Source organism: Actinomadura sp. WAC 06369, from assembly GCF_003947565.1.
Classification (GTDB): domain Bacteria; phylum Actinomycetota; class Actinomycetes; order Streptosporangiales; family Streptosporangiaceae; genus Spirillospora; species Spirillospora rifamycini.
In genome coordinates this window covers 1-11,732 of record NZ_QHJN01000215.1, presented here as the reverse complement: position 1 = coordinate 11,732, position 11,732 = coordinate 1, and the positions used below count along the sequence as shown (strand labels likewise).

The following is an 11,732-nucleotide window of genomic DNA, read 5'->3' as shown; positions in this document are numbered from 1 at the left end:
GGCGGCGAGGACGCCGGCGACCCGGGGGCGGGGGGCGGCGAGGCGCATCGAGACGCCACGGGCCAGTGCGCGGTGCGAGGCGCTGATCAGGGCGGACAGGCCGGCGGCGTCGCAGAAGCCCAGGTGGGCCAGGTCGAGGACGACGGTCTTGTGGTCGGAGTCCATGAGCGCCAGCAGTTCCTCGTGGAGGGCGGGCGCGGTCTCCAGGTCGAGATCGCCCTGCAGGGCGACGACGGTGTATTCGGGTCCGCGCACGACGGACAGGACGACCGTCGGGTGGATGTCGATGTGGCCTTGGGTCGTGGACATGGTGCCCTCCGGCCGCGGGGCTGGTCGCGGACGGGCGGGGTTCGACCCCGCGGCACTACCGACGCTACGCCTCGCGCGGGCAATGGGCGGCAAAGTCAGAGGGCCTCGGCGGTCCAGCTCCAGGTGCCGTCCTCGTGTTCCGCGCGGATGAGGTGCGCGCCGCTCGAGTCCGCGAGTTCGGCGACGGCCCGGGCCAGGCGGCGGTGGAAGTCGGGGGGCGGGTGGCCGCTCCCGGACGAGCCTTCCAGCAGGGTCACGCTGACCTTCGCCTCGTCGCGGAGCTGGGCGGTCAGCCGGCCGGTGCCGTCCATCCGGAACATCACGATCGCGTCGGCACGGACCATGTCGCAGCCGTCGGCCGCGGAGATCCATACTTCGGGCGCCCCTCCGCCCATGGTGATCGTCTCCTGAGTCGGAAGCCCTACCCCTTCAAGATAGGCGACGCCGCCCCTGGGGACGTCCGGGGGCGGCGGGTCTACTCGGGGCGGCGGTCCCGCTGGAGCCGGGCGTTGATGCGCTGGGCTTCGGCGAGCTGGTCTTCGAGGATGATGATGCGGCAGGCCGCGTCCAGCGGGGTGCCCTGGTCGACCAGGTCGCGGGCGCGCTGGGCCAGGCGGAGCTGGTAGCGGGAGTAGCGGCGGTGGCCGCCGGCGGACCGCTGCGGCACGAACAGCTTGGCGGTGTCCAGGCTGCGCAGGAAGGCCGGCGTCACGCCGAGCATCTCGGCGGCGCGGCCCATGCTGTAGGCCGGGTAGTCGTCGTCGTCGAGCTTGTCTTCGAGCCCGTCGTCGGGGTCGGCCCCGTGCGGGGCGTGCTGGTCGCCGGTCCGGGCCGGCCGGGGTGCTCTCACAAAACCTTCCGTACTGCTCGGGGAACTGCCGGACGGGAAACGCAACGGGGGCCCCGGCGCCGATTGCGGCGCCGGGGCCCAGAGGTACAACACCATCTACCCGGCCCCGAAGGGCGGGTCTTCCGCGTCAGCCGTCCCGACCGGGACGGGTGCGCAGGGATCGCGGATGCGTGACCGTAGACCACCGTCCAATCTGTGGAACTGCGGTACCCGAGCGGCGTGACTGGAGCCTGCTGCGGGCGATCCCGATGGCGCCGGACCCTCCTTTCCTCGACATCACTTCCGGTACTGCGTGTTCCTCTTGTTCCGGCGACCCGGTGGCCGCCGGTCGGACCGGGTGCCGGAGCCCCTTCCACTGCGCTGGCCCCGGCACGCTCGGCCTGTTCCATCCAAACCTGCCGGCAGTTCGTCCTCTGCCGCTTCTCTTGGACTTGTCTCTCTTCGATGACACATACCGTACCCGACGCGGGCGCGAATATCTACCTCGATCACTACAGGTTTTCATAGATCGCCGTTGGTCAGTCGGCCAGGCGGGCCCGCTGGGAGTCGCCGTCGGTGAGGAAGGACGCCAGGTGCTCGCCTTCTTCGAGGACGGCCGTCCGGTCGGGCGCGGGGAGGCGGCGCAGCGGGGTCACGGTGACGGTGTCCCCGTCGAGGGCCCAGGTGGCGGCGACGCGGCCGTCGACGAGGACGGCGCGCTCGCCGGCGACCGAGATGCCGCGGTGCGCGTCGTCGATGATGCGGCCGCGGTCGTGGTAGCCGAGGATCGCGTTGTCGAACGCCGGGAGGAAGCGGACGGGGGCGGGGGTGTCCGGGTCGGGGCGCGGGGCGTCCGGGAGGTCGAGCAGCTCGCGGCCCCGCCCGTCCCGGAAGGCGACGAGCTCGCCGCGGACGGCCTTGACGGCGGCGGGCAGCCCGGCGAGGCCGGACCAGGCGCGGAGGTCGGACGTGGACGCGGGTCCGAACGCGGCGAGGTAGCGGCGGACGAGCGCCTGCCCGACCGGGTCCGCGGGGTCGGTCGGCAGCGGGTCGATGTCGCGGCCGAGCCAGGACGCGACGCTCACGTTGCGGACGCCCGCCTTGGTGCGCCACAGCCCGCGCGGGGGCGCCTGCACCACCGGGACGAGCGCGGCGACCAGCATCTCGCCGATCGCGCGGCGGAACGGCACCGGACGGTCGAGGGCCTGCACGAGTTCGGTCGTCGTGCGGGCGCGTCCGTCCGCCAGCACCGCGCGGCCCGCGGCGGCGAGGTCGTCCAGGTCGGTGTCGGCGAGCTCGCGGCGGTAGACGCCGAGGACGCGCTGCCGCAGCATCGCGTGGTGCCGGGCGCGCCAGGCGAGGGCGTCGGCGGCGGTGACGAGGTGGACGGTCCGGCGCATGAGGTGCATGCGGACGGCGGCGCGGGCGGTGAGGGCGGTCGAGAGGTCCGCCGGGTCGAACGCGCGCAGCCGGGTCCAGAGGCCGGTGAACGGTTCCTGCGGCTCCTGGGCCTGGAGGCCGCAGAGGTGCGCGATCGCGTCGGGCGCCGGCAGGTCGGCGCGTTCGAGGAGGAGCTGCCGGGCGAGCGTCGCGCGGTTGAGGGCCCGGTCGTCCAGGACGGTCATCTGCGGCCTCGTGTTCTCGGGGGCGGTCCGCCCGCCGTCCGGTGGACGGCGGGCGGGGTTCGGTCAGGACGCGGCGTACTCGCTGACGATGTCGAGCACCCAGGTGACGCCGAAGCGGTCCTTGAGCATCCCGTAGAGGGGCGCCCACTGCGCCGGGCCGAGCGGCTGGACGACGGTCGCGCCGTCGGCGAGCTTGTCCCAGTACGCGGTGATCTCGTCGGCGTCGTCGCCGCGGACCGAGACGAAGAACGCGTTCTCCCCCGGGTTCCACGGCTGGGCGGACGGCACGTCGTAGGCCATCACCCGGAAGCCGTTGTCGGCGTCCACCTGGCCCCACGTGACGTTGTCGGCGTCGGCCTCGTCCTGGACGTTCCCGGTGTCCTTGTACGTGACGACGGCGAGGTCGCCGCCGAACACGGACTGGTAGAAGGTGAGCGCCGCGCGGGCGTCGCCGCGGAAGTTGAGGTGGGTCACTGCCTTGACCGGCATGTTCGGCTCCTTGGTCGTTCGGTTCGCGTCCCACAGTGGCAGCGGTAGCGGACAGGGTGTGGCCGCTACTTGCGGGAGAATGGCGGACATGCAGAAAACTTCGGCGCGGCTGCTGGCGCTCCTCTCGCTGCTGCAGACGCGCCGGGACTGGCCGGGGGCGCTGCTGGCGGAGCGGCTGGACATCAGCCCGCGGACGGTGCGCCGGGACGTCGACCGGCTGCGCGAGCTCGGGTACCCGGTCGTCGCGGTCAAGGGGCCGGACGGCGGGTACCGGCTGGACGCGGGCGCGGAGCTGCCCCCGCTGCTGTTCGACGACGAGCAGGCCGTCGCCCTCGCCGTCGCGCTGCAGACGGCCGTCACGAGCGGCGCGGGGATCGAGGAGGCGGCGGCGCGCGCGCTGGCGACCGTCCGGCAGGTGATGCCGGCCCGGTTGCGGTACCGGGTGGACACGCTGCGGGTCACGGCCGTCGAGCCGCCGGGGCGTCCGCGGGTCGACGGCGGGGTGCTCGCGGCGGTCGGCGCCGCCGTCCGGGCGCGCGAGGTGCTCCGGTTCGGCTACCGCGACGCGACGCGCCGGGTGGAGCCGCACCATCTGGTGACGTGGGGCGGCCGCTGGTACCTCGTCGCCTGGGACCTCGACCGGGACGACTGGCGCACCTTCCGCGCGGACCGGATCGTCCCGCGCGTCCCCACCGGCCCCCGCTTCGCGCCGCGCGAGCTGCCCGCGGACGACGTCGCCGCGTTCGTCACCGAGCGGTTCCGGGGCGGCGCGGACGACTGGCCGTGCCGGGGCGAGGTGGTCCTGGACCTGCCGGCCGGCGAGGTGTCCCCGTTCGCCCCGGACGGGGTCGTCGAGGCGCTCGGGCCGGACCGCTGCCGCCTGGTCCTCGGGTCGTGGTCGTGGACGGGCCTGGCCGCGGCGGTCGGGCGGTTCGACGCGGCCGTCGAGGTCGTCGGCCCGGCGGAGCTGCGGGACGCCTTCGCGCGCCTCGCCCGCCGCTACGCGGACGCCGCGGGCGTCGCACCCTGACGCATCACGCGCGCACGCGCCGCGGCGCGGGGTGGGTCAGGTGGCCAGGCCGTGGCGGTAGGCGTAGACGACGGCCTGGACGCGGTCGCGGAGGTCGAGTTTCGTGAGGATGCGGGAGACGTACGTCTTGACGGTCTCCTGGCTGATCACGAGGGTCGCGGCGATCTCGCTGTTGGAGCGGCCGTCGGCGATGAGGCGCAGGACCTCGAGTTCGCGGGGGGTCAGCGGGACGTCGTCCGCGCCGCCGCCGGCGGGGCGGATGCGGGCGGCGTAGCGGCCGACGAGGCGGCGGGTCACCTCGGGGGCGAGGAGCGCGGCGCCCGTCGCGACGGTGCGGATGCCGTGCAGGAGCTGGGCGGGCGGGGCGTCCTTGAGCAGGAACCCGCTCGCCCCCGCGCGCAGCGCCTCGTAGACGTACTCGTCGAGGTTGAACGTGGTGACGACGAGGACCTTGACGGGGTTCTGGACGCCGGCGCCCGCGAGCAGGCGGGTCGCCTCGATGCCGTCGAGGACGGGCATCCGGACGTCCATGACGACCATGTCCGGGTCCAGTTCGCGGGCGAGGTCGACGGCGGCGCGGCCGTCGCCGCACTCGCCGACGACCTCCAGGTCGGGCTGCGCGTCGATGATCGTGGTGAACCCGGTGCGGATCAGCGCCTGGTCGTCGCAGACCAGGACCCGGACGGGCGCGGTCACGGCGCGCTCGCGGCGGGGATGCGGGCGCGGACGACGAAGCCGCCGTCGGGGCCCGGGCCCGCGGCGAACTCGCCGCCGAGGCCGTCGACCCGTTCGCGGAGCCCCGCGAGGCCCCGTCCGCTCCCGCCGGGCGACCCGGCCGCCGTGCTCGGGCCGCGGGTGCCGACCTCCACGGTGATCTCCTTCTCTCCGTAGTTGACCTTGACCACGGTGGGGTTGCCGTGGGCGTACTTGAGGGCGTTCGTCAGGGACTCCTGGACGACGCGGTAGATGGTGAAGTCGGCGCTGCCGGCGCCTCCCGCGCCCTCCTCGGTGAACTCGACGGGCTGCCCGGCGCGGCGGGTCTGCTCGACGAGGGTCTGGAGTTCGCCGACGGCCGGTTTCGCGGGCTCGTCGTGGTCGGGGTTGAGCAGGTCGAGGAGGTGCCGCAGGTCGGAGATGGCGCGGCGGCCGGTGTCGGTGACGGAGCCGAGGGTCTCGTCGAGGCGCTCGGGGGCGGCGGTCAGGTACCGGGCGGCCTCGGCCTGGACGACCATCGCGGTGACGTGGTGGGTGACGACGTCGTGGAGCTCGCGGGCGATGCGGGTGCGTTCGGCGGCGCGGGTGGCGGCGGCGACGTGGCGGCGGCGCTCGGCCTCGACGGCGCGGATGTAGCGCAGCCAGGCGCCGACGCCCCACGCGAAGCACGTCGCCATGTAGAAGGTCACGAACTCCGCGACGCCCACGGACGGGGCGAGGCGGTGGAGCGCGACGGCGAGCGGCACGTACGCGGCGGTGAGCAGCAGGGCGGTCGTGCGGCGGTGCCACTCCAGGTGGGCGCCGGCGCTGAGCAGTGCGACGGCCATGCCGGTGCCCGCGAAGGTGTGGTAGCCGGAGAGCTGGTCGATGGCGAAGCCGATCGCCGTCAGGGCGAGGCAGACGGCCGTCCAGCGGCGGCGCACGACGAGCGGGAGGCTCTGGAGGGCGATCGCGGCGGCCGCGAGGGCGTCGAGGGGGCGGTCCGGGACGGCGCCGAGCTGCGTCCCCTGGCCCTGGAACATCGGGACGGCGGAGCCGACGGCCAGGAAGAGGGCGAGGGGGGTGTCCCGTACCGTGACGTCCAGGCGGTGCCACAGGTCGGGAGCCCTGCGGAGCGTGATCATCACTGGGCGAGCGTAGCGGTCGCGGCGGCCCGGTCGCGCCCGCGTCGCGGAACCACGTGGCCGCGGCGGTGGGCGAGCCACATGAAGACGACGGTGAGGACGGCGCCCGCCAGGACCGCGTACCCGCTCGCCTCCGGCCCGAAGTCGCCGCCGCTGAGCAGGACGGGACCGGACGTCGAGCTCTCCAGCAGGCCCTCGGAGTCGCCGTTCCCGGACACCTGGGTGCTGAAGATCCCGCCCTGGGCGAAGTTCCACGCGAAGTGCAGGCCGATCGGCACCCACAGGTTGCGGGTGGCGGCGTAGGCGGCGGCGAGCATGCCGCCGGCCTCGATGGCGATGGCGAGCGCGCCCCACAGGTTGGCGTCCGGGTTGGCCATGTGCATGAGGCCGAACACGATTCCGGTGAGGGCCAGCGCCAGGTAGGTGCCAATGCGCTCCTCGATGATCCGGAACAGGACGCCGCGGAAGAGCAGCTCTTCGGTGACGGCGGCGGCGGCCATGAAGCCGAGGATGCCGACGGCGCCGGTGAGGGAGCCGAAGCCCTCGACGTGGTAGCCGCCGAGGAGGTAGATGTGCCCGATGACCACCGCGAACATCGCGGTGCCGATCAGCATGCCGCGGACGGTGGCGAAGGCGGCGCCCTGAGCGGCCAGCTCGGTGACGGCGCGGCGCTCGGTGCGGCCCACGATCCAGGTGTAGGCGGGGACGGCGAGGGCGGCCGTCGCGAGGCCGGCGATGAGGGTGAGGTACCAGACGTCCTGGACGGCGCCGGCGACCGCGCCCCCGATGAACGCGACCGCCGCGACGGTCACGAGCTGCTTCAGCAGTCGCATGATGCCCCTTTCGAGATGCCGCGCCCGGTGCGCCGCGTGCAAGATCGACGCTAGGGATCCGGGGGGTCGCGCATCTTCCCCGCACGGTGGACATTCGCGGGTAGCTCGCACGGGGGACAAGCCGGGAGGGCGGCGGTCTCCGCGGCGTTTTCCGTCGCCGGGCGCGAAGGCGTCGCGGGGTTCTTGTCACCGGCGGCGTGGCGGGCCGAAACTCTAAAAGATAGCGTCGTCTGTATGACGTGGGGACGACGGGTACGGCACGGGCTCGCGGCGCTCTGCATCACGGTCGCGGCGGGGACGGCGGCGGCGCCGCCCGCGGCGGCGGAGGACGAGGCGTACCCGGTGGGCGACATCGGGACGGCGGTGCGCAACTTCTTCCTCAGCCCGGACGCCGTCGCCGGCGCGAACGACTGGGACTGCGAACCGTCGCCCGAGCACCCGAACCCGGTGGTGATCGTGCACGGGACGACGTCCAACCTCGGCTCCGCGGCGGCGGCGCTCGCACCGGTCCTCGCGAACGCCGGCCACTGCGTCTACGGGTTCAACTACGGCGGGACGCACCTGACGCTGGGCCGCGTCTACGGGCTCGGCGACATCGCGGAGTCGGCGCGGACGATGAGCGCGTTCGTCGACCGGGTGCTCGCCGCGACCGGCGCCGCCGAGGTCGACGTGGTCGGCGGCTCCCAGGGCGGCATGATGCCGAACTACTACATCAAGCGGCTGGGCGGCGCCGCGAAGGTGCGCTCCCTCGTCGCGCTCGGGCCGACCAACCACGGCACGACCATGAACGGCCTCGTCGACCTCGGGCGGCGGTTGGGCGTGCTCGGGCTGGTCAACGACTTCCTGCGGTTCGCCGGGTCGCCCGCGCACGTCCAGCAGGAGGCGGGCTCGGAGTTCCAGGAGGCGCTGTTCGCCGACGGCGACACCGTCCCGGGCGTCCGGTACGTGACGGTGGCGACCGCGCACGACACGACCGTCACCCCGCTCACCAACTCGTTCCTGCACGGCGGCGACTCGACCAACATCCTGCTGCAGGACCTGTGCCCGGACGACCCGGTGGGCCACGCCGGGCTCTGGTACGACGGCCCGGTCGCGCAGATCGTCCTCAACGCGCTCGGCCCGGACGACCCGGCGTTCGCGCCCGAGTGCACCGGCTACGGCCCGCCCGCCTGACCCGGCGCCCCGACTGCCCGGGCCGCCCGCTCAGCCGAGGGACGCGGCGAACTCCAGGACGCGCGCCGCGTCGCCGAACGGGGCGATCAGCAGGTCGGTGGCCCCCGCGTCGGCGAAGCGGCGCAGCTCCGCGGCGACGGCCGCCTCGTCCCCCGCGACGACCGTCTCGTGCACGCCCGCGAGCCCCTGGCGGTCGAGGGCCGCCCGGTAGGCGGCGAGGTCGGCCGCGGCGGCGAACCGGTCGGCGATCTCGCGGCGGACGGCGTCCGGGTCGGTGGTGAGGGCGACGAGGACGCCCGCGAGCACGCGGGGCGCGGGACGTCCGGCCGCCTCGGCGGCGGCGGTGATGCGCGGCACGACGTGGTCGGCGATCGCGGCGGCGCCCGTCCAGGTGGTGACGGTGCCGTCGGCGAGCTCCCCGGCGATGCGCAGCATCGTCGGGCCGAGCGCGGACAGGAGCACCGGCGGCGGGGTCGTGCCGGGCGCGTCCACCGCGCCGACCGCGGTCAGCGTCTCGCCGCGGTGGGCGGGGTCCTCGCCGCGCAGCAGCGGGCGCAGCGCGGTCAGGTACTCGCGCGTGTGCCGCGCGGGACGGTCGTAGGGGATGCCGTGCCCGTCCTCGATGATCGGCCGGTGGCTCGGGCCGATGCCGAGGGTGAGGCGGCCGCCCGCCATCGCCTGCGCGGTGAGCGCCTGGCTCGCGAGCGCGAGGGGGTGCCGCGGGTACGTGGGGACGATCGCCGTGCCGACCTCGATGCCGGGCACCTCGCGCCCGGCGAGCGCCGCGGTCGTGAGGGCGTCGAAGGACGAGCCGTGCCCGAAGAACGCGCTGGCGAGCCCGGCGTCGCGGGCGAGGCGGGCCTGGGCGACGAGGTCGTCCAGGGGGGCGCCGCCGGCGATGGTGAACAGTCCGATGCGCATGATCGCTCCAACCTGAATCGGAATTTCCGGTTCCGTTCCGCCAGGGTAACCTGAATCCGTGGTTCCGGTTGACTCTGGACGGAGGACGATGCGAGCCGACGCGCGCCGCAACCGCGAGCGGATCGTCGCCTGCGCCCTCGAACTGTTCGCCGAGCGCGGGCCCGGCGTCGGCATGGAGGACATCGCGCGCGGCGCGGGGCTCGGCGTGGGCACCCTCTACCGGCACTTCCCGGACCGGCGGGCGCTCGTCGAGGAGATCGCTGCCACCGCGCTGCGCCGGTACGCCGCGGACATCCGCGCGCTCGCCGCCCGGGACGTCCCGCGCTGGGACGTGTTCGCCGAGGTCGTCGCCCACTCCACCGAGCAGCCGTTCGCCCTCGTCAAGGGGCTCGCCGAGGACGGAACGCCGCCGCCCGGCGAGCGGAACGCCCTGCAGCGGGAGGTCGACGGCCTCCTCCGGGAGATCGTCCGGGCCGCCCAGCGGGAGGGGTCGATGCGTGACGACGTCCACCCGGAGGAGGTCGTCGACCTCCTCGGCACCGCCGTCTGCCGGCCCGGGGCGCGTGCCGACGACGCCCTCTGCCGGGTCGTGCTGGACGGCCTCCGGCGCAGGGACGGCGGCCGCTGAGCGGTCAGGCGGTCAGCTTCCACAGGCGGGCGGTGCGGTCGTCGCTCGCGCTCGCCAGCGCGGTCCCGCCGGGATGGAAGGCGAGCGCGTTGACGGCGCCCGTGTGCCCTTCGAGGATCCGGTCCACCCGCCCCGTGGCGACGTCCCAGAGCGTGATCTCGGCGGCGTCGGCGGCGTCGGGGACGGAGGAGACGGCCAGCAGCCGCCCGTCCGGGCTGAACGCGAGGGGGCCGGTGACCTTCCCCCGGCCGGTGAGGTCGCGGAGCGTGCGGCCGGTGGAAAGGTCCCAGAGCCGGACGGGCGCGAGGACGCTGCTCGCGGCCAGGACGCGGCCGTCGCGGCTCAGGGCCACCGAGTGGGTCGGCACCCCGGCCCCGCGGAACTCCCGGAGGAACCCGCCGCTCGCGACGTCCCACAGGCGCACGCCCCGGCCGCCGCCGACGAGAGTGCGGCCGTCCGGGGTGAAGGCCAGCGAGGCGTCCGCGTCCCCGGCGAACCTCCGGACGAGCCGTCCGGTGGCGGCGTCCCACAGGATCGGGCCGCCGCCGCCGGGCGCGTCCGTGGCGAGGTACCGCCCGTTCGGGGTGCCCGCCATCGCGGAGAACTCCCGCGGGTGCTCGCTGCGCCCCTGGGTGGGGAGGCCGCGGCGCGCCCGGCCCGCGGCGACGTCCCAGACCTGGATCCCCTCCGCGGCGCTGAACATGGTTTCGCCGTCCGGGGTGAAGGCCATCGAGACGACCGGGTAGCTGTGGGCGCGCAGCGTGCGGATCCGTTCGCCGGTCTCGACGTCCCACAGGATGATCGGGCCGTCCGCGCCGCCGGTGGCGAGCGCCGTGCCGTCCGGCGTGAAGGCCGCCTGGGACACCGTGGCGCCGTGCCCGGTGAGGATCCGGTCGCTGATCCGCCGCGCGGTGCCGCCCGGCTTCCCGGAGCGCCCGCTCGCGTCGGAGTCGCGCGTGGCCAGGACGACGGCCGGGACGGCCACGGCGGCCGCGCCCGCGGCCCCGGCCAGCAGGAACCGGCGGCGCGGCATCCGGCGCGCGGGCGCCGTGCCCGCGGAGCCACCGCCACCCCGCGATCGCCATCCCGGCGGGCCAGCGCGCCGAGCGCGCCCGCCTCCGCCACCGCTGCCGCACGGCGCCCCCCGATCGTCCGCCGTCCCGAGTGTGGCCGTCGCCCTACCCGGGACAGGCGCGCCGAATCACACGGATCGGCCGGATTCGTCCGGGCCGCGGGGGCGCCGGCCGCCGGGCGGGCCGGTACCACGACGCCGCCCGGACCCCTAGCATGATCGCCGTCGGAGCTTCCTCGGGGGGACGATGGACCCACTGCGACCGCACGACCCGCCGCGGGTCGGCGCCTACCGGCTCCGCGGGCGGCTCGGCGCGGGCGGCATGGGCGAGGTGTACCTCGCGGCCTCGCCCGGCGGCCGGGACGTGGTGGTGAAGGTGATCAGGCCCGAACTGGCGGACACCGCGGACGCGCGCCGCCGCTTCGTCCGGGAGATCGCGGCGGCGCAGCGCGTCGGCGGGTTCCACACCGCGCAGGTCGTGGACGCCGGGCCGCACGACGACCCGCCGTGGATGGTCACCGAGTACATCCCCGGCCCGTCCCTGCGGCGGCTGGTGCTGGACGGCGGGCCGCTGCCGCCCGACCGCGTGCGCGCCCTCGCCGCCCAGCTCGCCGAGGGGCTGGCCGCGATCCACGCCTGCGGGCTGGTCCACCGCGACCTCAAGCCGGGCAACGTCATCATGGCCGCGGACGGCGCGCGGATCATCGACTTCGGCATCGCGCGCATGGCCGACGCGAGCGTCCTCACCGCGACGGGCGCGGTGGTCGGCACGTACGCGTTCATGTCGCCCGAGCAGGTCCACTCCCGCGCCGTCGGGCCGCCCAGCGACGTGTTCTCGCTCGGCGGGGTGCTCGCGTTCGCCGCCGCCCGGCGAGCGGAACGCCCTGCAGCGGGAGGTCGACGGCCTCCTCCGGGAGATCGTCCGGGCCGCCCAGCGGGAGGGGTCGATGCGTGACGACGTCCACCCGGAGGAGGTCGTCGACCT

At 75.2% G+C, this 11,732-nt stretch carries 14 protein-coding genes; 4 read left to right on the top strand and 10 right to left on the bottom strand.

Features of this window, described 5'->3' with window-relative positions:
• The 5 genes from DMH08_RS40555 to DMH08_RS35460 form a co-directional block, all read right to left on the bottom strand.
• Window positions 1-309, bottom strand: a 309-nt coding sequence (locus tag DMH08_RS40555) for an STAS domain-containing protein (RefSeq protein ID WP_158642449.1), incomplete at its 3' end; no start/stop codon positions are given.
• A gap of 95 nt (window positions 310-404) precedes the next feature.
• Window positions 405-704, bottom strand: a complete 300-nt coding sequence (locus DMH08_RS40550; RefSeq protein WP_026403103.1) for a hypothetical protein — start codon at window positions 702-704, stop codon at window positions 405-407.
• Window positions 705-784: 80 nt separating this feature from the next.
• Complete coding sequence (locus DMH08_RS35470) at window positions 785-1,048, bottom strand: MerR family transcriptional regulator (protein WP_125620504.1); 264 nt, start codon at window positions 1,046-1,048, stop codon at window positions 785-787.
• Between the two features lie 629 nt (window positions 1,049-1,677).
• Window positions 1,678-2,763 carry a winged helix DNA-binding domain-containing protein gene (locus tag DMH08_RS35465; RefSeq protein ID WP_125620503.1) on the bottom strand — a complete coding sequence of 362 codons (1,086 nt, stop codon included), beginning with the start codon at window positions 2,761-2,763 and terminating at the stop codon, window positions 1,678-1,680.
• Window positions 2,764-2,826: 63 nt separating this feature from the next.
• Window positions 2,827-3,252: a VOC family protein gene (locus tag DMH08_RS35460; RefSeq protein ID WP_026403106.1), complete on the bottom strand. Its 426-nt coding sequence runs from the start codon at window positions 3,250-3,252 to the stop codon at window positions 2,827-2,829.
• Between the two features lie 88 nt (window positions 3,253-3,340).
• Between DMH08_RS35460 and DMH08_RS35455 the strand changes: the two genes are divergently transcribed.
• On the top strand, window positions 3,341-4,282 hold the full coding sequence (locus tag DMH08_RS35455) for a helix-turn-helix transcriptional regulator (protein ID WP_125620501.1): 942 nt from the start codon (window positions 3,341-3,343) through the stop codon (window positions 4,280-4,282).
• A gap of 36 nt (window positions 4,283-4,318) precedes the next feature.
• Here the strand turns inward: DMH08_RS35455 and DMH08_RS35450 are convergent, their stop codons facing one another.
• The 3 genes from DMH08_RS35450 to DMH08_RS35440 are packed head-to-tail and all read right to left on the bottom strand — an operon-like array spanning window position 4,319 to window position 6,953.
• Window positions 4,319-4,978: a response regulator gene (locus DMH08_RS35450; RefSeq protein ID WP_026403115.1), complete on the bottom strand. Its 660-nt coding sequence runs from the start codon at window positions 4,976-4,978 to the stop codon at window positions 4,319-4,321.
• Complete coding sequence (locus DMH08_RS35445) at window positions 4,975-6,120, bottom strand: sensor histidine kinase (protein ID WP_026403116.1); 1,146 nt, start codon at window positions 6,118-6,120, stop codon at window positions 4,975-4,977. Before DMH08_RS35445 ends, DMH08_RS35450 begins: the two co-directional genes overlap by 4 nt.
• Window positions 6,120-6,953 (bottom strand): CPBP family intramembrane glutamic endopeptidase, encoded by an 834-nt coding sequence (locus DMH08_RS35440; RefSeq protein WP_125620499.1) that lies wholly within the window; start codon window positions 6,951-6,953, stop codon window positions 6,120-6,122. The genes DMH08_RS35445 and DMH08_RS35440 overlap by 1 nt, the downstream gene beginning before the upstream one ends.
• Before the next feature lie 234 nt (window positions 6,954-7,187).
• On the opposite strand from DMH08_RS35440, the gene DMH08_RS35435 reads away from it, so the two are divergent.
• Window positions 7,188-8,126 (top strand): esterase/lipase family protein, encoded by a 939-nt coding sequence (locus DMH08_RS35435; RefSeq protein WP_125620497.1) that lies wholly within the window; start codon window positions 7,188-7,190, stop codon window positions 8,124-8,126.
• Between the two features lie 30 nt (window positions 8,127-8,156).
• On the opposite strand, the gene DMH08_RS35430 is transcribed toward DMH08_RS35435, so the two are convergent.
• Complete coding sequence (locus DMH08_RS35430; protein WP_125620495.1) at window positions 8,157-9,047, bottom strand: TIGR03564 family F420-dependent LLM class oxidoreductase; 891 nt, start codon at window positions 9,045-9,047, stop codon at window positions 8,157-8,159.
• 88 nt (window positions 9,048-9,135) lie between these two features.
• On the opposite strand from DMH08_RS35430, the gene DMH08_RS35425 reads away from it, so the two are divergent.
• The gene (locus tag DMH08_RS35425; protein ID WP_125620493.1) at window positions 9,136-9,675 is read left to right on the top strand and encodes a TetR/AcrR family transcriptional regulator; all 540 of its coding nucleotides are present in this window, start codon (window positions 9,136-9,138) and stop codon (window positions 9,673-9,675) included.
• Window positions 9,676-9,679: 4 nt separating this feature from the next.
• Here the strand turns inward: DMH08_RS35425 and DMH08_RS35420 are convergent, their stop codons facing one another.
• Entirely contained in the window at window positions 9,680-10,708 is a 1,029-nt protein-coding gene (locus DMH08_RS35420) for a WD40 repeat domain-containing protein (protein ID WP_125620491.1), read from the bottom strand.
• Window positions 10,709-10,994: 286 nt separating this feature from the next.
• On the opposite strand from DMH08_RS35420, the gene DMH08_RS35415 reads away from it, so the two are divergent.
• Window positions 10,995-11,702, top strand: a complete 708-nt coding sequence (locus tag DMH08_RS35415) for a serine/threonine-protein kinase (protein WP_125620489.1) — start codon at window positions 10,995-10,997, stop codon at window positions 11,700-11,702.
• The last annotated feature ends 30 nt before the right edge of the window (window positions 11,703-11,732 follow it).